Source organism: Mesorhizobium sp. M0500, from assembly GCF_040321165.1.
Lineage (GTDB): Bacteria > Pseudomonadota > Alphaproteobacteria > Rhizobiales > Rhizobiaceae > Mesorhizobium.
Genome location: NZ_JAMYRB010000008.1, coordinates 234,135 through 253,152 on the forward strand (window position 1 = coordinate 234,135; position 19,018 = coordinate 253,152).

At 62.9% G+C, this 19,018-nt stretch carries 19 protein-coding genes; 6 read left to right on the forward strand and 13 right to left on the reverse strand.

Annotation, left to right across the window (positions count from 1 at the left end; translation table 11 throughout):
• Positions 1 to 11: 11 nt before the first annotated feature.
• From NKI70_RS17690 to NKI70_RS17705, 4 genes are all read right to left on the reverse strand, one after another.
• On the reverse strand, positions 12 to 701 hold the full coding sequence (locus tag NKI70_RS17690) for an RES family NAD+ phosphorylase (RefSeq protein ID WP_352724780.1): 690 nt from the start codon (positions 699 to 701) through the stop codon (positions 12 to 14).
• Complete coding sequence (locus tag NKI70_RS17695) at positions 702 to 1,139, reverse strand: antitoxin Xre/MbcA/ParS toxin-binding domain-containing protein (RefSeq protein WP_352495783.1); 438 nt, start codon at positions 1,137 to 1,139, stop codon at positions 702 to 704. It abuts the gene before it with no gap.
• Between the two features lie 604 nt (positions 1,140 to 1,743).
• The gene (metF, locus tag NKI70_RS17700) at positions 1,744 to 2,661 is read right to left on the reverse strand and encodes a methylenetetrahydrofolate reductase [NAD(P)H] (RefSeq protein WP_023676795.1); all 918 of its coding nucleotides are present in this window, start codon (positions 2,659 to 2,661) and stop codon (positions 1,744 to 1,746) included.
• Positions 2,661 to 3,683 (reverse strand): ArsR/SmtB family transcription factor, encoded by a 1,023-nt coding sequence (locus NKI70_RS17705; RefSeq protein ID WP_352699222.1) that lies wholly within the window; start codon positions 3,681 to 3,683, stop codon positions 2,661 to 2,663. The genes metF and NKI70_RS17705 overlap by 1 nt, the downstream gene beginning before the upstream one ends.
• Before the next feature lie 142 nt (positions 3,684 to 3,825).
• Between NKI70_RS17705 and tsaA the strand changes: the two genes are divergently transcribed.
• Both tsaA and NKI70_RS17715 read left to right on the forward strand, forming a co-directional pair.
• Positions 3,826 to 4,368: a tRNA (N6-threonylcarbamoyladenosine(37)-N6)-methyltransferase TrmO gene (gene tsaA, locus NKI70_RS17710; protein WP_352699221.1), complete on the forward strand. Its 543-nt coding sequence runs from the start codon at positions 3,826 to 3,828 to the stop codon at positions 4,366 to 4,368.
• Positions 4,365 to 4,676, forward strand: coding sequence for a DUF2293 domain-containing protein (locus NKI70_RS17715; protein WP_023676798.1), 312 nt, complete (start codon positions 4,365 to 4,367; stop codon positions 4,674 to 4,676). The genes tsaA and NKI70_RS17715 overlap by 4 nt, the downstream gene beginning before the upstream one ends.
• A gap of 635 nt (positions 4,677 to 5,311) precedes the next feature.
• Here the strand turns inward: NKI70_RS17715 and NKI70_RS17720 are convergent.
• From NKI70_RS17720 to ettA, 5 genes are all read right to left on the reverse strand, one after another.
• Positions 5,312 to 5,929, reverse strand: a complete 618-nt coding sequence (locus tag NKI70_RS17720) for an MOSC domain-containing protein (protein ID WP_352465185.1) — start codon at positions 5,927 to 5,929, stop codon at positions 5,312 to 5,314.
• A 199-nt stretch (positions 5,930 to 6,128) separates the two neighbouring features.
• A complete protein-coding gene (locus NKI70_RS17725; RefSeq protein ID WP_023675888.1) occupies positions 6,129 to 7,250 on the reverse strand; it encodes a beta-ketoacyl-ACP synthase III in 1,122 nt (373 codons plus the stop codon).
• Positions 7,251 to 7,371: 121 nt separating this feature from the next.
• Positions 7,372 to 7,707: a hypothetical protein gene (locus NKI70_RS17730; protein WP_023675887.1), complete on the reverse strand. Its 336-nt coding sequence runs from the start codon at positions 7,705 to 7,707 to the stop codon at positions 7,372 to 7,374.
• A gap of 114 nt (positions 7,708 to 7,821) precedes the next feature.
• Complete coding sequence (tam, locus tag NKI70_RS17735) at positions 7,822 to 8,592, reverse strand: trans-aconitate 2-methyltransferase (protein WP_352637259.1); 771 nt, start codon at positions 8,590 to 8,592, stop codon at positions 7,822 to 7,824.
• A gap of 45 nt (positions 8,593 to 8,637) precedes the next feature.
• Entirely contained in the window at positions 8,638 to 10,287 is a 1,650-nt protein-coding gene (ettA, locus tag NKI70_RS17740) for an energy-dependent translational throttle protein EttA (protein ID WP_292659428.1), read from the reverse strand.
• A gap of 241 nt (positions 10,288 to 10,528) precedes the next feature.
• Between ettA and NKI70_RS17745 the strand changes: the two genes are divergently transcribed.
• Positions 10,529 to 11,824: a GGDEF domain-containing protein gene (locus tag NKI70_RS17745; RefSeq protein WP_352700635.1), complete on the forward strand. Its 1,296-nt coding sequence runs from the start codon at positions 10,529 to 10,531 to the stop codon at positions 11,822 to 11,824.
• Positions 11,825 to 11,851: 27 nt separating this feature from the next.
• Here NKI70_RS17745 and NKI70_RS17750 read toward each other — a convergent pair whose 3' ends face one another.
• The 4 genes from NKI70_RS17750 to NKI70_RS17765 form a co-directional block, all read right to left on the reverse strand.
• The gene (locus NKI70_RS17750) at positions 11,852 to 12,466 is read right to left on the reverse strand and encodes a hypothetical protein (RefSeq protein WP_352700634.1); all 615 of its coding nucleotides are present in this window, start codon (positions 12,464 to 12,466) and stop codon (positions 11,852 to 11,854) included.
• Positions 12,467 to 12,539: 73 nt separating this feature from the next.
• A complete protein-coding gene (locus NKI70_RS17755; protein WP_352700633.1) occupies positions 12,540 to 13,553 on the reverse strand; it encodes a ribonuclease T2 family protein in 1,014 nt (337 codons plus the stop codon).
• A gap of 120 nt (positions 13,554 to 13,673) precedes the next feature.
• Positions 13,674 to 14,123 carry a MarR family winged helix-turn-helix transcriptional regulator gene (locus tag NKI70_RS17760; RefSeq protein WP_023675882.1) on the reverse strand — a complete coding sequence of 150 codons (450 nt, stop codon included), beginning with the start codon at positions 14,121 to 14,123 and terminating at the stop codon, positions 13,674 to 13,676.
• A complete protein-coding gene (locus NKI70_RS17765) occupies positions 14,120 to 14,905 on the reverse strand; it encodes an alpha/beta fold hydrolase (RefSeq protein ID WP_352700632.1) in 786 nt (261 codons plus the stop codon). Before NKI70_RS17765 ends, NKI70_RS17760 begins: the two co-directional genes overlap by 4 nt.
• 267 nt (positions 14,906 to 15,172) lie before the next feature.
• Between NKI70_RS17765 and NKI70_RS17770 the strand changes: the two genes are divergently transcribed.
• The 3 genes from NKI70_RS17770 to NKI70_RS17780 all read left to right on the forward strand — a co-directional run bounded on the left by NKI70_RS17770 (position 15,173) and on the right by NKI70_RS17780 (position 19,008).
• Positions 15,173 to 16,108, forward strand: coding sequence for an alpha/beta fold hydrolase (locus NKI70_RS17770; RefSeq protein ID WP_352700631.1), 936 nt, complete (start codon positions 15,173 to 15,175; stop codon positions 16,106 to 16,108).
• 78 nt (positions 16,109 to 16,186) lie between these two features.
• Positions 16,187 to 17,362 (forward strand): CaiB/BaiF CoA transferase family protein, encoded by a 1,176-nt coding sequence (locus tag NKI70_RS17775; protein ID WP_352571797.1) that lies wholly within the window; start codon positions 16,187 to 16,189, stop codon positions 17,360 to 17,362.
• Positions 17,359 to 19,008, forward strand: a complete 1,650-nt coding sequence (locus tag NKI70_RS17780; RefSeq protein WP_023675878.1) for a thiamine pyrophosphate-binding protein — start codon at positions 17,359 to 17,361, stop codon at positions 19,006 to 19,008. Before NKI70_RS17775 ends, NKI70_RS17780 begins: the two co-directional genes overlap by 4 nt.
• Positions 19,009 to 19,018: the final 10 nt, after the last annotated feature.

A 19,018-nucleotide genomic window follows, 5' to 3' on the forward strand; every position in this document is an offset into this window, starting at 1 on the left:
CCGATCGTGCACTATATGGGCGTGATCGCGGGAACAGATGAACCCTGCCATTCCAGACGCCAGATACCGCCTTGCCGGAGATTCTGAACGAGATCGGGAAGGAAGGCGGCAAGGCAGGTCCCGCCGACATGTCTCACGGAAGGATAGACAAAGCCGCTCGCGGCGTCTTGCTTGCGGAGTTGCTTCGCCAGCGCCTGACCGGCAGGATAGGCTAATACAGTATCCGGATCGAGCACCGGGTCCTTGCTGAACTCAGCACCGCGCAGATCGTGAAACGAGCCTATGAAGTCGGCAACGAGCTCCGCGTAGTCGGTGACGTTTTCGAACCGTTCGATCGCGGCAAGCTCGCGCGTCAGATGAAACGAGACCTCGCCGAGCGCGGTTTCGGCATCGAACCCACAATACCAGACGCCCCTGGCATCATCGTTGAAACGATTGCCGCCCGGACGGGTGTAAGCGAACGCCGCATTGATGAAGGTGTAGCCCGGTCTCCCGAAAACCAGTTCGCGCGGATCGAGGTCGGGCAATCCCCCTTGCTGCGCCTGAAGACGGCCGCTGGTGGCCCCTTCGAGTTCCGCAAGGTCCTCCAAATCTCCATGATTCCTGGCCAACGGCATCAGGACCGGTTCCTTGAGCCTGCCTGTCGAAATGAGCCGGATCGGGTCGCGCTGGGAAATGTCAGCGCGCGGCGGGATCGGCATTCAAAGTCCACCGCGCAAAGCGTCGATATGTTGGCGAACCTGCAGCAGCTTCGGAATGCCGCCCTCGATCATTACGTCCAGGGGGCGCCGGCCACCATAAAGCGGCCCTTTGTTCGGCAACCGCACCCATTCATCGGCAAGCGCTTCGGAGAACAGAAGCCGCAGTCCCTTGAAGATGCCGATCAGGGCGCTGATGCGTGTCAGCGAATCCTGGGAGAGAACGCCCTCCCACTCGCCTTTCTTCATGCGGAACCAGGTTCTCTCCGACACGTCGCCGATCAAGGTACAGATCTCGGCGCTGGTCAGATGCCAGATGTCTGCGAGCCTGACGATGCCGGCAACAGCCGCTGGCGTGAGCCGCGCCCGTGCCGAGGCATCCGCCAGATTTGCCGGCAAAGCCTGATTTGCAGGATCGCGAACCGCATAAGCGACACTCATTCCGACCTCCATCACTTGGCAGTCAATATACTGCCAATTGGCAGAAAATTCAAGTCCTGGCTATCTCACAACGCTGCCGATTGCCCACCGCATTCGTATAGCGTGCGTATAGCGTGCAGCATCCGGTTGGATGCGCAAAGGATGCGTCGAATCTTCAGTCGGTCCGAAAATCGATTCCGATTTCCGCCGCGGTAGCGCTGCCATTCTCGTTGCTGCCCCGGCTTTGCCACAAATTATTCACAGGTCCCGGGCCGGCTTTTGACAAAGAGTTTCAATGCCTAACGGCAAACGGCAGGTCGCAAATTCCACAATCTCGTCGCATTGCAGCAAAGTTTCTGCTTGCCTGTGGCACAAATGACCCTAGACTCTCGCCATAGCTCTTTAAGAGGAGGCTATGACATGGGACTGACGAGGCCGATCAACGCATTGATGATTTGTGCTGCGTTTGCATTCATCGGCGCCCTCATTATGGGCGTCCTTCCATAAGGCCGCTGAGCGGGGGAAGACCAGCACAGAATATTCCAAACCATTGAAAAGGCCGGGCATTTTGCCCGGCCCTTTTGCATTCCCCCGATCTTTGACATTTCAAAAAGTGCCTGCCGCCTTACGCCGCGGCTGATCCCGCCGCCTCGACTTCGTGCGACCTGATGCCGATCATGTGGCAAATGGCAAAGACCAGATCGGCCCGGTTCATCGTGTAGAAGTGGAAATCGCCGACGCCGCGCTCGACAAGGTCCAGCACCTGCTCGGCCGCCACGGCAGATGCCACCAGCGCATGCGTTTGCGGATCGTTCTGCAGCCCATCGAAACGCTCGGCCAGCCATGCCGGCACCAAGGCGCCGCACCGCGCCGAGAAGTTGGCGACCTGGGTGAAATTGTGCACCGGCAATATGCCCGGCACGATCGGTATGTAGATGCCGGCCCGCCGTGCCCGCTCGACATAGCGCTCATAGAGATCGTTGTCGAAGAAGAACTGGGTGATCGCCCGCGTCGCGCCGTTGTCGGCCTTGCGCTTCAGCATGTCGAAGTCGGTGGCGAAATCCGGGCTTTCCGGATGCTTTTCCGGATAGGCCGAGACCGATATGTCGAAATCGCCGGCGCCCTTCAGCGCATCAACCAGTTCGGCGCCATTGGCATAGCCTTCCGGATGCGGCCGGTAGGCCGCGCCGACGCCCTCGGCCGGATCGCCGCGCAGAGCGACGAAACGCTTGACGCCCATATCGGCGAACTCCCGGATCACCGCATCGACCTCGTGACGCGCCGCATCGACGCAAGTCATGTGCGCTGCCGGCGTCAGCGTCGTTTCATTGAGGATGCGCTTGACGGTGCGGGCCGTCCGCTCGCGGGTCGAACCACCGGCGCCATAGGTGACCGAGACGAATTTCGGCTTGAGCGGCTCAAGCCGGGTGACCGTGTCCCACAGCCTTGCTTCCATCTCATCGTTTTTCGGCGGAAAGAACTCGAACGAAACCCTGACCTTGTCGCCGATGTCGGGGCGGCGGGAGAAGCGGAACTGGTTCATCAGGCGGTTTCCCCTATCGGATACGCATTGGCCGGTTGTCTGTCGTTGGAAGGCTCGGCAATCAGCATGCGCCGATCGCGGCCGAGCCAGAGTTTGACGGTGAGCTTGGCCTCGTTGCCGCCGCGCGGCTCGAATTCCTGGCTGTCCTCAAGGTCGAGGCCGGCCTCGGTAAACCAGTCGCCAATCTGCCGGTCGGAAAAGCCGAGACGCATATGCGCGTGCTCCTCGCGCAAGAACTCCAGCGCGTGCGGCGCGAAATCGACGATCACCAGCCGGCCGGCCGGGCGCAACAGACGCGCCGCCTCGCGGATGGCGCGGGCGGGATCGTCGAGATAATGCAGCACCTGATGGATGGTAACGAGATCAAAGGCGTCGCGTTCGACCGGTGGCGCAAAAATGTCACCCTGGCGCACTTGCGCATTCGAAACGCCGGCCTTGTCGAGATTGGCGCGCGCCACCGTCAGCATCTCGCGCGACATGTCGATGCCGACACCGCGCCGATAGAGCGGCGAAAAGATCTCGAGCAGCCGTCCGGTGCCGGTGCCGAGATCGAGCATCGACTGGAACGGCCGCTTGCCGACGAGCTTGATGAGAGCTGCTTCGACCGCGCGATCCGGCACATGCAGCGAGCGGATATGGTCCCAGCTTGCGGCGTTTACCGAGAAATATTCGGCAGCCCGGTCCTGCCGCTTGCGCTTGACCGCGGCCAGCCGTTCGAGATCACGCTCGACCTGCGGATCGGCGCCGCGGATGCCGGAGACCAGCCTGAGCACGAAATCGCGCGACGCGTCGGAATCCGATAGCCGGAAGAACGCCCACGAGCCCTCCTGGTAGCGGCCGATCAGCCCGGCCTCCAGCAGCAATTTCAAATGGCGCGAGACGCGCGGCTGCGACTGGCCAAGGATTTCGGTGAGATCTGAAACGGTCAGATCGCCGCGCGACAGCAGCGCCAATATGCGCAGCCGGCTGGATTCCGCCGCCGCCTTCAATGTATCTACCATCGTGTCGAGAGCGACATGCATGCGAGCATTCTCTTTGAAAAGATATAAACATATGTTTATGTCGGTTTGGATAGGCTTGCAAGCGCTATGTCGCTTCCGGACAAGAAAATGACGCATGCGTGGCGGATCGCGCAAAAACGGACGCATGATCGGGGCGAGAACCATGTTCGAAACGCGCAGCGGCGAAAAGCTTCTGGAAACCGACCCGGCAACGATGCCGCCGGATGGCAATGTCGTCTTCATCGGCCGCATCGCTTCGCCTTGGGTCACGCGGGAGACCTGCCCCAAGAACATGAAGGCAGCGCGGGAGACGGGACAGCCGGCGGTTCTCACGATCGATCCGCTCTATCGGGACGGCCTGCTTGGGCTGGAACGCGCCAGCCACGTGATCATCCTGTCCTGGCTGCACCATGCGCCGCGGCAACTGATTGTCCAGAAACCCCGCCATGCCACGGAGCCGAAAGGCGTCTTTTCGCTGCGCTCCCCTGCCCGGCCGAACCCAATTGGGCTGCATGTCGCCAGGCTGGTTGGCGTCGACATCGACACCGGCCGCGTCGATCTCGATGCCATCGACGTGCTCGACGGCACGCCGGTCATCGACATCAAGCCTTATTTCGCCTCGACCGATGCCTTCGCCGAGGCGACCATGTCCGGGCGGGACGAGTCGTCCAGATCGGGCGAGCCCCCCAGATGGGATGAGCAGTGAGCGCGCCGACCGGCCGCCGCCGCGCTATCGCCAAGGCGCTGACAGCGCTCCTGCCGCTGGCGCCCTATGCCGACATGGAAAATATCCGTGCCGATGCCGGCGCCGTGCACATGAAGAGCTTGCCGCCGAGCATTGCCGTATGGCTGGCGACGATTGCGCATATTCGCCACGCCCACACCGACTACGAAAAGCTGCTGGCCGAAGGCTATGACCGCGATTCCGCGCGCTTCTTCGTCATCGAACAGACCAACATCGTGCTGACCCGCTGGCGCGCCACCCGGCTGCTCGACGATGAGGATGAGGCGTAGAGAATGGCAGGCACACGCGTCGAGTTCTACGGCGCCCCCCTCTGGCCTGCCGGCCATCTCCCCCTCCAGGGGGAGATCAGCAGCTTCGCCCTAGCCGCCAATCCTGCAACGTTGGTGATTGGCGGAAGCAGACAAGATACCCAATCTCCCCCTTGAGGAGATGGCCGGCAGGCCAGAGGGGGGTGCTGTCCAGGGCGCTGTCCCGCCAACATCAGGTCGGCAACACCGGAACCTTCAAAGCTTGAAATAAAAAACCCGCCTCGGTGGGCGGGTCGTTGGAGCCAATTGGCACCATACCGAAATTAGTAGCATAGCTGCCGGCACAAAGCAAGAACAAACTTGCTGTGTTTTAGGGAAATCGCTTCAGGTTGGCATCGCGGCTTCATTCCAGCTTGGGTTCCTCGCCCCCACGAAAGTGGGGGAGAGGTGGCTCGGCGAAGCCGAGACGGAGAGGGGGAACCGCGCTCTACGAAGGCCCCTCTCCGGCCGCGTCGCGGCCACCTCTCCCCCGCTTCGCGGTGGGCGAGGAACCCAGGTTCTCAGAGGTCGAGGGACAGTGCCTCCCTGCCCTGCAGGATAGCGGGGTACGAAGGAACGCGGCTTTGACTGGCAATGCCGCCTTGCCTGGAAAACAACTAGGCCCGGTAAATCCACTGCTCCGGCACGCGTACCGAAATCTCCTCGCCGGCCGCGATCGTGCCGGGCTTCTCGACCCAGGCGACGAGCCCACGCAAGCGCTTCGCCGCCTTCGGGAACAGCAGCGCTCCGGCCTCATGGTCGGGCATCCCGGCATTTTCGGCGACCGACCGGCCGGCGATCCGGCAAGGCCCGTTCTGCGCGTCGATCTTGACGGTCGCGCCGCCTTTGAAGAACAGCTGCGTGCCGGTCGGCAGCATCGAGAGGTGCGGCAGGCCTTCGATCAGGAGATTGGCGCCGATCCATTCCGGCTTGATCTCGGCGATGCCCATCCGTTCGGCGACGATTGCCAGTTCGTCCGCTGCCACGATCGACAATTGCCGCTCGTTGCGCATCTCGGTGCCGCGCGGATACCAGGGTTCCCGCCCGCCGGAGCGCCGCGTCGTGCCGGCATGGAAATCGCCTTCAATGCCGTCGAAACCGAGTTGCAGCGTATCCACCGCTCGTGTCTCAAAACGATCGAACGGTGCGAGGTAAAGCGCTGCCACCCTGGCGGCGAGTTTTCGCGACGGGACGATCTCGACCGGAGTTTCGGCTTCGGGAAAAAGATCCAGCATGGGTTCGTGCCTCGCGTGATACGCGCAATTAGCCGCGGTCAGCTCATCAGGTCCAGTCGAAAGCGCTGATGCTCCGATCAAGACGGCTGATGCGACTATGCCAGGCGCGTTCCGATGCTGGTGCCGTTCGCGCCGAGCTAATGCATGTCGCCCAAAAGTGTGCAGCGGTTTTGGGACAACGACATGCGTAAAACAAAATCTAAAGCATGCGCAATAGCGCGCCGCCGATCGAGTAGCCGGCGCCGAAGGCGCAGAGCAGGCCGTAGTCGCCGGCCTTCATGTCGGCATGGTTCTCCGACAGGGCGATGATGGCACCGGCGGCGGCGGTGTTGCCGAGGCGCTCCAGCACCATCGGCGCGCGGTCGTGGTCGACGTCATGGCCGAACGACAGTTTCAGGATCATGGCGTTCATCCGCGCATTGGCCTGATGCAGCCAGAAGCGCCGGATCGCTTGCGGCGTCAGCCCGTGCTCGGCCAGGAATTCGACGATGAATTTGTGGCCGGCAACGGTGACTTCCTTGAACACCTTGTTGCCGATCTGCTTGATCAGATTGCCTTCCAGATCGATCATATACGGATCGTCCTGGGTGGCGCGGGTAAAGTAACCGAGATTGGTGCGGATGCTGTTCGACATCTGCGTCCAGGCGCGCGTGTCGAGCACCTCGAAGCGCCCCGGCCGCTTCTCGCCCTGGGCAAGCCCTTCGACGATCATCGACACGGAAGCGTCGCCGAAGATGAAATGCGTCTGCCGGTCGCGAAAATTAAGATGCCCGGTGATGATCTCCGGCGTCGTCACCAGCACGCGCTTGTGCGCCCCTGCCCGCACCAGATTGACGGCGATGTGCAACGCCGCCGCTGCCGAAGAGCAGCCAAGCCCCATATCGAAGCCGGCGCCTTTCGTCCCCAGCGCCTGCTGCATTTCGATGGCGATCGCCGGATAGGGCCGCTGATGGTGCGAGGCCGAGCAGATCACCAGGTCGATATCCCCCGGCTTCAGCCCGGCATGATCGAGCGCCTTGCCGGCCGAAGCGATGCCGAACTCGGCCTCCAGCGACAGCGCATCGTCGGGCCGCGCCGGGAAGCGCGGCGCCATGCGGGTCGGGTCGAGGATGCCTTCCCGTTCGATGACATGGCGGGTCTGGACGCCCGAGGCATGGACGATGAAGGCACTGTCCGATTTCTGTACCAGCGGCTCGCCCGAGACCTCGCGGCGGATGTTCTCCATGTCCACCCAGCTGTTGAAGCTGGCGACGAGTTCCTCATTGGTGATCGAAGCTTCGGGGATTTCAACGCCGATGCCGCTGATGATGACGCGATGCATTTCCAGTTCGTCCCGTGCGCAGGCGTTGCGGCTTCATGTCGACGCCGCAAAAAGCTCGGCGCAACCTCTTTTGCACCTAGCCAGTTTATGCCGGCTTAAATCAAGTCCCTGGGACGGGTCTTTACCAGGCGCAGAGCTTGGTATTGGTCTGCGGGTTGTTCCAGCAGGCACCGTCATCGCGGCTGCGCACGAATTGCCCGGGCAGCGGCACGTTGCGGCGGCCGAGATTGACATAGCCATAGGCAAAACCCGGTCCGTCGATTTCCAGGACGTAGGTCGGATAACCCGGCGCCGAGATGCGAAAGCTGCCGGCATCGTCCAGCGCCCGATAGCTGCACGAGAAATAGCCGTCGTCGCTGGTGAAGCAGCGCGCTCGCTTGGCCTCCGCCGATATAGACAAGGCAAGCACAGCGGCCGCACAAACGCTGCCGCCGAAACCCATCTTTTTCAGTGTCATCATCCATCCCCATGGCCCATGAAGGGCCTTATCCCTGCCCCAGCGAGATGCGCATGACGGCGAAAGCCGGTCAAGCATCCGCTGCTGGCTGTTTTTGGGTGTAGCTAAGAGCTTCTAAGCAGAACGCCGCGCCACGATGAAGAGACGGGGAAAGCGCAGCAATACCTTGCCGCTTGCCGTTTTCGGATAGGCTTCGCTGATCCTGGCCGTGTAGCGCTTCAGGAAAAGCTGCCGCTCGTTCTCGTCGAGCGGATCGAGGAACGGCTTCAGCCCCGTCGACTTCACCCATTCGACGATCGCCTCGGCATCGGCCAGCGGATGGTTGTAGATCGTGTGCCAGATATCGAGCCGATCCGAGAATGGCGACAAAAGGTCGTAATAGAACGCGACCGGCGGCAGCGGCGCGCGGGCCGCGCGCTCGAGCTTTTCGGCAAACGGCATCTCGGCCGCGGTCTCCCGCATCAGCCGGTGCGAAGGCTCGGCCATATTATCCGGCATCTGCACGGCAAGCGCGCCGCCGGGCGCCAAAAATCCCATCAGCCGCTGGAAGACCGCCGGATGCTCCGGCAGCCATTGAAACACCGCATTGGCAAAGATCACGTCGACCGGTTCGTTCGGCTGCCACGCCGCCGCATCCGCCAAGGCAAAGGTGACGCCGGGCAGGCGCGCCTTCGCCTTCTCGATCATGTCGAGGGAGGTATCGAAGCCGCTGATCTGCGCCTGCGGCCAGCGCTCGACCAGCAATTCGGTCGAATTGCCCGGCCCGCAGCCAATGTCGACCACCCGGCGTGGTTCCGGCACCGGCACCTGCGCAACGAGATCGCGCGCGGGGCGGGTGCGCTCGTCCTCGAATTTCAGGTAGAGGGCGGCGGACCAGTCGGCCATCTTGGTTCCTCAGATCATTTGAGAATTCGCCGCCCTGTAAATGTCTTACCGCGTCAGCCGCTTATACGTCATGCGGTGCGGATTGACCGCGTCCGGGCCGAGGCGGCGGATCTTGTCCTGCTCGTAATCCTCGAAATTGCCTTCGAACCATTCGACGTGGCTGTCGCCCTCGAAGGCGAGGATGTGCGTCGCCAGGCGATCCAGGAACATGCGATCGTGCGAGATGATGACGGCGCAGCCGGCGAAGCTCTCGAGCGCGTCTTCAAGTGCAGCCAGCGTTTCGGTATCGAGATCGTTGGTCGGTTCGTCGAGCAGCAGCACATTGCCGCCGGTCTTCAGCATCTTGGCCAGATGCACGCGGTTGCGCTGGCCGCCGGACAGGTTGCCGACCTTCTGCTGCTGGTCGCCGCCGCGGAAATTGAACGACGCGCAATAGGCGCGGGTGTTGGCTTCGAACTTGCCGAGCTTGACCACTTCGGCGCCGCCCGAGATCTCTTCCCAGACCGTCTTGGTCGGGTCGAGCGCGTCGCGGCTCTGGTCGACATAACCGAGCTTGACCGTCTCGCCGACGCGGATGGTGCCGGCATCGGGCTTTTCCTGGCCGGTGATCATGCGGAACAGCGTCGTCTTGCCGGCGCCGTTCGGGCCGATGACGCCGACGATGCCGCCGGGCGGCAGCTTGAATTCGAGATCGTCGATCAAAAGCGTGTCGCCAAAGCCCTTCGACAAGCCCTCGACCTCGATCACCACATTGCCGAGCCGCTCGCCATGCGGAATGACGATCTGGGTGTCGCTCGGACGCCGCTTGTCGGCTGCATCCAGCAGATCCTGGAACGCCTGGATACGGGCTTTCGACTTGGTCTGCCGGGCTTTCGGGCTGGACTGGATCCACTCGCGCTCGCGGCCGATCGCCCGCTGGCGCGCATCGTCCTCGCGGCCTTCCTGCTTGAGCCGCTTGGCCTTGGCTTCGAGATATTTGGTGTAGTTGCCTTCGTACGGGATACCGCGGCCGCGATCGAGCTCGAGGATCCAGCCGGTGACATTGTCGAGGAAGTAGCGATCGTGGGTGATGATCATCACCGCGCCCGGATAGGCCCGCAGATGCTTTTCCAGCCACGCCGTCGTCTCGGCGTCGAGATGGTTGGTCGGCTCGTCGAGCAGCAGAAGGTCGGGCTGGCGCAGCAAAAGCTGGCAAAGCGCGACGCGACGGCGTTCGCCGCCCGACAGCTTGGTGACATCGGCCTCCTTGGGCGGGCAGCCGAGTGCCTCCATCGCCATCTCGACCTGCTGTTCGAGATCCCAGAGGTTGAGCCGGTCCATCTCGTCCTGCAGCTTGGCCGACTCGTCCGCCGTCTCGTCGGAATAGTTCATCATCAATTCGTTGTAGCGCTCGATGATGGCGGTCTTGGCGGCGACGCCTTCCATGACGTTTTCGAACACGTTCTTGTTCGGATCGAGCGCCGGCTCCTGCGCCAGGTAACCGACGGTAGCACCCTCGGCCAGCCAGGCCTCGCCGCTCCACTCCTTGTCGATGCCGGCCATGATCTTGAGGATCGTCGACTTGCCGGCGCCGTTGGGACCGAGGATGCCGATCTTGGCGTCCGGATAGAAGGACAGATGAATGTTCTCGAGCACCTTCTTGGTGCCGTAGGCCTTGTTGAGGCCGGCCATGTGATAGATGAACTGGCGTGCCACGCGCGCTTTCCCTGAAAAGTCGACTGATGTCGGATTGAATGGAAGTTGGGGGCTATGTAAGCGATGCGGCCGCGAACGGCAAACAGTTTTGGCCCCAAGCGGATTTGGTCGCACCCACAAACGCTTAGCCGCTTCATTTCGTGCCGGCGCCCAGGCGAAAGCTCCGGTTAACCATTCCGCGTCAAACAATGTTGGATGGGAAATCGCTGGCAGCCGCGATTTCGGGGAGAGAGATCGGGCCGTGTTGAACAGTTTCCTGCTTTTTGCCGAAGCGGTTCTCTATTTCGGCATCATGGTCACGCTTTTCCGGTTCCGGGGCCGCATCGGCCTCGGCGTCTTTGTTTGCGCCGTTGGCGTCATGCATTTCCTGGAAACCTATCTCGCCAGCGTCTTCTACGTCGCGCTGCCGTTCGGCATGGTATCGCCGGGTTCGGCCGTGCTGTTTTCCGGCAAGCTGGTCATGCTGCTCCTGCTCTACATCAAGGAGGACGCGGCAACTGTCCGGCAGCCGATTTATGGCCTGCTGCTCGGCAATGCCCTGATGATCGGGCTCGTGCTGATCCTGCGCCTGCACGACATCGCACCGCTGCCCGACGGCAAGCTTCCCGACATCGGCTTCATCGACGAGATGGGCTGGCTGATGGTGTGGGGCACGACGCTGCTGTTCGTCGACGCCATCCTGATCATTCTGCTCTATGAAAAGCTCGGCAAATATCTGCGCAAGGCGCTTTTCACCCGCATCCTGGTCTCCGTCGCCTGCGTGCTCACCTTCGACCAGGCAGGCTTTTTCACGGCGCTGCATTTCGTCACCGGCGCGCCGGTCGCGGTGTTCTTCGGCGGCTGGTTCGCCAAGATGGCAGCGGCCCTGGTCTACAGCACCATGCTGGTCGGCTATATCAGGTGGTTCGAGGCGCGGCAGGTGCCGGCGGCGCGCGGGCTTTCCGACATTTTCGACACGCTGACCTATCGCGAGCGCTACGAGGCGCTGGTCGAGCATGTCGGTCGCGACGGCCTCACCGGCCTCCTGCACAGGGGGCGCTTCGACAGCGATGGCGAGGCCGCCGTCGCCGCCAGCCTGCGGACCGCCAGGGCGCTCAGCCTGCTGATCATCGATGTCGACCACTTCAAATCGATCAACGACCGCTTCGGCCACGCCGAGGGAGACAAGGTGCTGAAAGCCCTGGCAATTTTGCTTGGCGAACTTGTCGGGACCGAAGATCAATTGTTCAGGATCGGCGGTGAGGAATTCGCCATCCTCGGCTGGCGTCCGCAGCCGCTCGCCAGACTGCTGGGCGAAACCGTCAGGCAAGCGGTCAAGACGTCCGCGAGCACCAGCCGGTTCGACATTACCGTCAGCGCCGGCATCTCGACGGTCAGCGAGACGACCCGTTGCCTTGCCGATCTCTTTGCGCTGGCCGACCAGCGTCTCTACAAGGCCAAATCCACGGGACGCGATCGCGTTGTCGGCGAACCGGGCGGCAACGAAGCAGACGCCCGCAACACATGGACCAGGCCGGAGCGCAGCGCCGGCGCGTAACGCTGCCCAGGCCTGCGATTGGCTCAATCAGGATTGTTTGCGCCGCTGCCATCCGCCGATCGCAACCGAAACCGCCATCAGCGCGATCGCCAGCCATTTCAACGCGGTAATAATCGGGCCGGCTTCGATGTCGTAGGCAATGAACAGAAGAATGCCCGGTACCAGCAGGCCGCAGAGCACGAGCGTGATCCGGTTGATCTGCCATGACACTTTTGCCGCAAGCGCCTGGTCGCCGGGCACGGCGACAAGCGCGGCCCGTATTGCCTTCGGCGCCACCAGCGTGGTCGAAAGACGCAGCGAAATCGGCAGGCCGATGCCGATGATCAGGAAGGCGCATGCCGCCAGGAGCAGCGAAAACTTGATCGCACTGGTTTCGGCCGGTACCGGGAACAGCAGCGCCGCCAGCGGCAGGAAGACACAGAATATCCCGAGCGCGGCAATGGCGATGAAGATCGCCGCGTTGACCAGCGTGAACAATTGGTAGGTGCCGCCGCCGACGGGTTTGGCGAGCGTGGTCATGCGCGCCCACTCCACTTCGGTGTAGGAAAAGCCCGGCCACTCCATATGGCCGTCGCGGATCGCCGTCATGCCCTTGGCCCAGAACGCCAGCCGCGCCAGCGCGCCGCCCGTCATACCACTCATCGCCACCCCCTATGAATGATGCCCCCGGGATCATACCATCCCCGGTGCAAAGCGACAGTCGCGTACGGCCTGTTTACTGCAACCCGACGGCATCGACCGCGCCCTTCGGGCAGCCAGCCTTGGCTGTCGGCGCCGAGGCAAGCAGCAGGGCACCGAGCGAAGCGTTCGAAGCGATCGGGCCGGTCAGGCCGAGCGTCAGTTCGCCGATCAGCCGCCTGCCGTTCGAAGGATCGACCACGCAGGACACGCGGACCCGGTCGCCCGCGCCTTTGCCGAAGGCACTGTCGAAGGTGCTGCGGATCTGATCGGACGTGAGCTGCTTGCCGATGTTCCTGGCGAAGAGATCGCGCACCGGCGACGCGTTCACCGCGCGCATCAGGTTCAAAGCGACGGAGAAATACTCCTGCTGGCTCTTGCCGTAGCAGGTGCCGTGCTTGATCCATTCATGCCTTTCGAGGGCGGATGCGGTGCCCGGCATCACCTGGTCGAGTTCCGCTCGCGTTTTCGGGTCAAGGGTGACCGGCGGCAAGTCTCGCCAGTGCGCCGGATCGTCGTTCGCCTTGTCGCTTGCGGCGACCTGGCAATAGAAATTTCCGTTCGGCTGCGGCCACAACCCATGCAAGGTGAAGTGGGTCGCCTCGAAACCGGCGGCGGTCTGCGCACGGCATTCGGCCTTGCTGGATTTGGTCTCGCAGAAAGCCGGCTGCCAGCTCAGCGCGAAGACATATTCCGGCTTTCCGGACGCCGATGGCTTGTTCGGCTCGGCAGGCGCCGGTGCAGCCGGCATCGTCGACGCGCTGCCGCCCGAAACACGACCGCAGCTGATCTTAACCCAGCGGCGCTCCGGATCGGCGCCCGGCACGCGAATGAGATAGTGCGTGGGCGCGTCCTTGTTGCCGGCCAGCAGATCATAACTCTGACCAGCCGCGGTCGAGACATTGCCGGGATTCTTGCCGTTCTTGATCGCCTGCGTTGCCGGACAGGCGGCATCGGCGACGAAAGAGCCGGTCATCTTCACATCGGCCCGCGCCGCGCTTGCGCCAGCAAACGCAACAAACACCGCCCCCCATATCGCCCAAATCCGCATTCCGGCACTCCTCGTGATTCACGCCGCAAGCTAGAAACTTGCGACATGTCAGAATTACGATTTCTTTCGCCGGCCGTAAAAACAATCGCCAGCGCATTGAGACGGCTCCCGCGCGGTCGATCAGGATCCGCCCGCCTCCACCCGTTCCGTCAGGGTGCGCAGCAGATCAAGCGAGGCTTTCAGCGCGTCGGCGTCCATACCCTCCGAAACGCGGTTCGCCCAAACATGCTGGCGTGTGCCGATATTCTTGACCGCTGCCCGGCCGGCATCGGTTATCGACAACAGCTTGGCGCGGCGATGCGCCGGGTTGTCGGCGTAGGCGGCAAGCCCCTCCGCAGCCAGTATGTCGGCCAGCCGCTGTACACTCTGACGGGCGAGACCCATGTCGCGGGCGATGTCGGCCACAGATTTCGGCTCCTTCAAAACTGCACCCAAAACCTGCCAGCGCGCTGCCGTCAGCCCGGTTGGAGCGGCCAGCCGGTCGGCCGCATCCAGAAAACTGCCGTTCATCCTGAACACGGCAAGCACCAGTTCGGTGAGCACATTTGCCGCTTCGGTCCTGGTCGTCATTTCTGGCCGGCCTCGATGGTCGCGACGAAATTATTAACGGCTTCGGCTACGACCTCGGGCTTGTCAAGCATCACCCAATGGCCGCTGCCCGCCACGATCTGGCGCGGAATGTCCGTGCGCAGCCGGTAGAGCGCGGCTGGAGTGTCACTGGCCTCGGTAGCCAATACGAACATAGGCCCGCGATACGCATCGAGTGCCGGCTCCGGGTTCCATTCGGCCAGTGCCTTGCCGACACCTGCCCTCGCCGCCGGATCGACCACTGCCGCATCGGCCAGAACACGCTGGCGAACAGCCGCGTTAGGGCCGGCAATCGACGTGTAATAGGCGTTCAGGACATCACGGCCTTGCGGACCGGCCAGATCGCGGACAAAGCCGTCACGAATCGCCTGCGGCAGCGCACGAGGATCGGTCGCCGGGTCGACGAGCAAGACACCGGCGACCCGGTCGGCATGGCTGGCGGCATAAGCGAGCGCCACGCCACCGCCGCCGCTGTGCGCGACAATGAGAAACCGCTTCAGGCCAAACGCGTCGGCCACGGCACCGACATCCATTGCACGACCGTCATAACCATAGTCACCGTCCTGCGCCGGCGCGGAGGCGCCATGACCGCGAAAATCGAAGGCTACCGCCTCGCGGCCTTCGACGGAGAGCTGCATCACCCGGTTCCAGTGGGAAGCGCGGCTGCAATCTCCATGCAGGAACATGATCGGCAGGCCATTGCCGGCGTTGATCCTATAAGTGGCAAGCTGGCCTTGCGGGCCTGGAACAGTGGACGTCATCATGGCCATCTCCCTGGTTTCCTGACTGAACGCAGCAATCCCTGACAACAGGGTGACCGTCGTGAAGGCGAAGCCCGTCAGCAAGATTGCACGCCGCGAAATGGCCCCGGTGGTTTTCATAGTCATACCCCCAATCTGCCGCTGACCATTTGACAGTATGCTGTCATGTAATCACATTGACAGCATGCTGTCAACTACCGTCGAATGGGTACCCTACGTCCCTTGACGTCGATCGCTGCGTCGCCCAACAGTCGCCGACGGGAGCGAGACATGCCATTTGACAAGCAGAGGATGCTGGCATCGCCGACCGGCGCCGAGCTCAACCTTTATGTGAAACACGCCATCGGCCAACCGCGCGCCATTGTCCAGGTCAATCACGGGTTGGCCGAGCACGCGGCGCGCTATGCCCGTTTCGCCGATTTCCTTGGCGAGCGCGGCTATCAGGTCTACGCGCACGACCACCGTGGCCACGGCGCCACCAAGGCGCCCGACGCGCCACCTGGCAGGTTCGCCGATGCGGATGGCGGTGCCAAGGTCATCGCCGATGTCGCCGCCGTCCATGATCTCATTGCCAGGGAACAGCCGGGCCTGCCGGTCATCGTCTTCGGTCACTCCTTGGGCGCGTCGGTCGCGCTGAACTTTGTCCTCCGCCACTCGGCGCGCATCCATGCCGCCGCGATCTGGAACGGCAATTTCTCGGCCGGACTGCTCGGCCAAATCGCGTTGGCCATGCTTGGTTGGGAAAAGTTCCGGCTTGGCTCAGACGTGCCGTCGCGCCTGCTGCCCCGGCTGACGTTCCGGGCCTGGGGCAAGGCGGTGCCCAATCACCGGACGCCGTTCGACTGGCTGTCGCGCGATGCCGCTGAAGTCGAGAAATACATCGCCGACCCGCTTTGCGGCTGGGACGCATCGGTGTCGATGTGGCAGGACATCGTCATGATGACGCTGCATTGCAGCAGCGACCGCAATTTTTCCGGCGTGCGGCGCGACCTGTTCGTCAATCTGGTCGGAGGCGAGCAAGATCCGGCCTCGGACGGCGGCAAGGCGGTCAGCCATCTTGCCGGCCGGATGCACATGATGGGTTTTTTGAATCTCGTTTCAAAGGTTTACGCCAAAACCCGCCACGAAAGCCTGAACGAGATCAACCGAGACATCATCATGGAGGATTTTGCCGCCTGGGCCGACCGCGTGCTGAGGGCACAGTGATACTGGCCCATTGCAAGGGCCGTGACAGCGGCGCGCGGGATTGATAGAGGCTGCGCTTTCGATCAACCACGGTGATCCATGACTGAGCCTCCGCTCAAAGGCATCCGCGTCATCGAACTCGCACGCATCCTCGCCGGGCCATGGGCCGGACAGCTGCTTGCCGACCTCGGCGCCGACGTGATCAAGGTCGAGAGCCCGGACGGCGGCGACGACACCCGCAAATGGGGACCGCCCTTCGTCATCGGCCATGACGGCGAGAACCTTTCGGCCGCTTATTACCATTCCTGCAACCGCGGCAAGCGCTCCATCGCCATCGACTTCTCGACGCCCGAGGGTGCCGAGACGGTGCGCCGGCTGGTCGCGACATCGGATGTGCTGATCGAAAACTTCAAAGTCGGCGGACTGAAGAAATACGGCCTCGACTATGACAGCCTGAGGAAAATCAACTCGCGGCTGATCTATTGCTCGATCACCGGTTTTGGCCAGTCGGGACCGTATGCGCCGCGTGCCGGCTATGATTTCATCATCCAGGGCATGGCCGGCATGATGTCGATCACCGGCGAAGCCGGCCGCGAACCGCAAAAGGCGGGCGTCGCTATTTCGGATGTTTTCACCGGGCTTTATTCGGTCATCGCCATCCAGGCGGCGCTTCGCCATGCCGAGAAGACCGGCGAAGGCCAGCATATCGACATGGCGCTCTACGACACCCAGATCTCGACGCTCGGCAACCAGAACCTCAACTATCTCGTCTCCGGACAGTCGCCGGTGCAGATGGGCAATGCGCATATGAACATCGCGCCCTACGAAGTGGTGCCGGTGAAAAATGGCCACATCATCCTGGCGGTCGGCAATGACGGCCAGTTCGCAAAGTTCTGCGCTGCCGTCGGCCTCGACGAGCTGGCGTCGAACCCTGACTTCGCCACCAATCCCGCCCGCGTCGCCAACCGGGCAAAGCTGCGCGAGCATATGATCGAGGCGCTGAAAGCCTTCGATCGCGACCCGTTGCTGGCCAGACTTGAGACTGCCGGAGTGCCGGCCAGCCCGATCAACAACATCGGCCAGATGTTTGCCGACCCGCAGACCATAGCGCGCGGCATGCGGCTCGACCTCGATGACGGCCATGGCAATCTCTTGCCCTCGGTGCGGGCGCCGATGGTCATGTCCGGCACGCCACTGGTCTATGAGCGCCCGTCGCCGCGTCTCGGCGAACACACCGAAGAAATCCTTGCCGAACTGGAGAGGTCAGGAAAATGAAGACCGGCGGACAACTCATCGTCGATGCGCTCGAAGCCAACGGAACGGACCGTATCTATTGCGTACCTGGCGAATCCTATCTGGCGGTGCTCGACGCGCTGCATGATTCACCGATCCGCACAATCGTCTGCCGCCAGGAGGGCGGTGCCGCAATGATGGCCGACTGCCATGGCCGCCTAACCGGCAGGCCCGGCATCTGCTTCGTCACCCGTGGCCCAGGCGCCACCAATGCCTCGGCCGGCATCCACATCGCGATGCAGGATTCAGTCCCCCTCATCCTGTTCATCGGCCAGGTCGCCAGCCACGCCAAGGGGCGCGAGGCCTTCCAGGAGGTCGACTACGTCAGGTTCTTCGGCGATATCGCCAAATGGGTGGTCGAGATCGACGACGCCGCACGCATACCCGAATTCGTCACACGCGCCTTTGCGGTGGCGACGTCCGGTCGCCCGGGCCCGGTCGTCATCTCGCTGCCCGAGGACATGCTGACCAGCCTCGCCGAGGCACCGGACGCCCGGCATTATACCCCTGTCGAGACGCGGCCTGGCGAAGTCGAGCTCGACGCACTGGAAGTGTTGCTCAACAAGGCAAAGCGGCCCTTCGTCATCCTCGGCGGTACGCGCTGGGACGCGGAGGCCGTTGCACGGATGCGGACGATAGCCGAAGCCTGGTCGCTGCCGGTCGGCTGCTCCTTCCGCCGCCAGATGCTGTTCGACCATCTCCACCCGAACTATGCCGGCGATGTCGGCATCGGCATCAATCCCAAGGTAGCAACCGCCATCAAGCAGGCCGACCTTGTGCTGCTGATCGGCGGCCGCATGGGCGAGATGCCGTCATCCGACTACACGCTGCTGAAGAGTCCCTACCCCGACCAGACGCTGGTCCATATCCATGCCGACGCCGGCGAACTCGGCCGCGTCTACCGGCCGGCGCTGGCGATCAATGCCTCGCCTGCCGCTTTCGTCGAAGCCTTTGCCAGACGCAAGCCGGCCGCAACGCCGGTGTGGGCGGCTGAGGCAGCGAAGCTGCACGCCGCCTATCTCGACTGGTCGACGCCTCCGGAGAGCGGCCCCGGCGCCGTCCAGATGGGGCCGATCATGAATTATCTCGAAACGATGCTGCCGGACGACGCCATCCTCACCAACGGCGCCGGCAACTACGCCACCTGGGTGCATCGCTACCATCGCTTCCGGCGTTTCGGCACGCAGGCAGCACCCACATCCGGCTCGATGGGCTACGGCACGCCGGCGGCGGTCGCCGCCAAGCAGCTTTTCCCCGACCGCGACGTGATCGCCTTCGCCGGCGACGGCTGTTTCCTGATGAACGGCCAGGAATTCGCCACCGCCGTGCAATACGGGCTGCCGATCATCGTCATCGTCGTCAACAATGGCATCTACGGCACCATCCGCATGCATCAGGAGCGCGAATATCCCGGCCGTGTCGTCGCCACGGACTTGAAGAATCCCGACTTTGCTGCTTTGGCCCGTGCCTATGGCGGCCATGGCGAGACGGTGGAAAAGACCGCCGACTTCGCCGCGGCCTTCGAGCGAGCGCGGGCCAGCGGCAAGCCGTCGATCGTAGAGATCAGGCTCGACCCTGAAGCCATCACGCCGACCCGCACGATGACCCAGATTCGCGACAAGGCCTGACAAAACAGGA

Coding starts and splice junctions, on each gene's coding strand:
- NKI70_RS17720 (WP_352465185.1), bottom strand. CDS start 5,929: ATGCTGGATCTTTTTCCCGAAGCCGAAACTCCGGTCGAGATCGTCCCG.
- NKI70_RS17755 (WP_352700633.1), bottom strand. CDS start 13,553: ATGCGGATTTGGGCGATATGGGGGGCGGTGTTTGTTGCGTTTGCTGGC.
- NKI70_RS17770 (WP_352700631.1), top strand. CDS start 15,173: ATGCCATTTGACAAGCAGAGGATGCTGGCATCGCCGACCGGCGCCGAG.
- tsaA (WP_352699221.1), top strand. CDS start 3,826: ATGTTCGAAACGCGCAGCGGCGAAAAGCTTCTGGAAACCGACCCGGCA.
- NKI70_RS17750 (WP_352700634.1), bottom strand. CDS start 12,466: ATGAGTGGTATGACGGGCGGCGCGCTGGCGCGGCTGGCGTTCTGGGCC.
- NKI70_RS17725 (WP_023675888.1), bottom strand. CDS start 7,250: ATGCATCGCGTCATCATCAGCGGCATCGGCGTTGAAATCCCCGAAGCT.
- NKI70_RS17705 (WP_352699222.1), bottom strand. CDS start 3,683: ATGCATGTCGCTCTCGACACGATGGTAGATACATTGAAGGCGGCGGCG.
- metF (WP_023676795.1), bottom strand. CDS start 2,661: ATGAACCAGTTCCGCTTCTCCCGCCGCCCCGACATCGGCGACAAGGTC.
- tam (WP_352637259.1), bottom strand. CDS start 8,592: ATGGCCGACTGGTCCGCCGCCCTCTACCTGAAATTCGAGGACGAGCGC.
- NKI70_RS17780 (WP_023675878.1), top strand. CDS start 17,359: ATGAAGACCGGCGGACAACTCATCGTCGATGCGCTCGAAGCCAACGGA.
- NKI70_RS17690 (WP_352724780.1), bottom strand. CDS start 701: ATGCCGATCCCGCCGCGCGCTGACATTTCCCAGCGCGACCCGATCCGG.
- NKI70_RS17760 (WP_023675882.1), bottom strand. CDS start 14,123: ATGACGACCAGGACCGAAGCGGCAAATGTGCTCACCGAACTGGTGCTT.
- NKI70_RS17775 (WP_352571797.1), top strand. CDS start 16,187: ATGACTGAGCCTCCGCTCAAAGGCATCCGCGTCATCGAACTCGCACGC.
- NKI70_RS17730 (WP_023675887.1), bottom strand. CDS start 7,707: ATGACACTGAAAAAGATGGGTTTCGGCGGCAGCGTTTGTGCGGCCGCT.
- NKI70_RS17695 (WP_352495783.1), bottom strand. CDS start 1,139: ATGAGTGTCGCTTATGCGGTTCGCGATCCTGCAAATCAGGCTTTGCCG.
- NKI70_RS17765 (WP_352700632.1), bottom strand. CDS start 14,905: ATGATGACGTCCACTGTTCCAGGCCCGCAAGGCCAGCTTGCCACTTAT.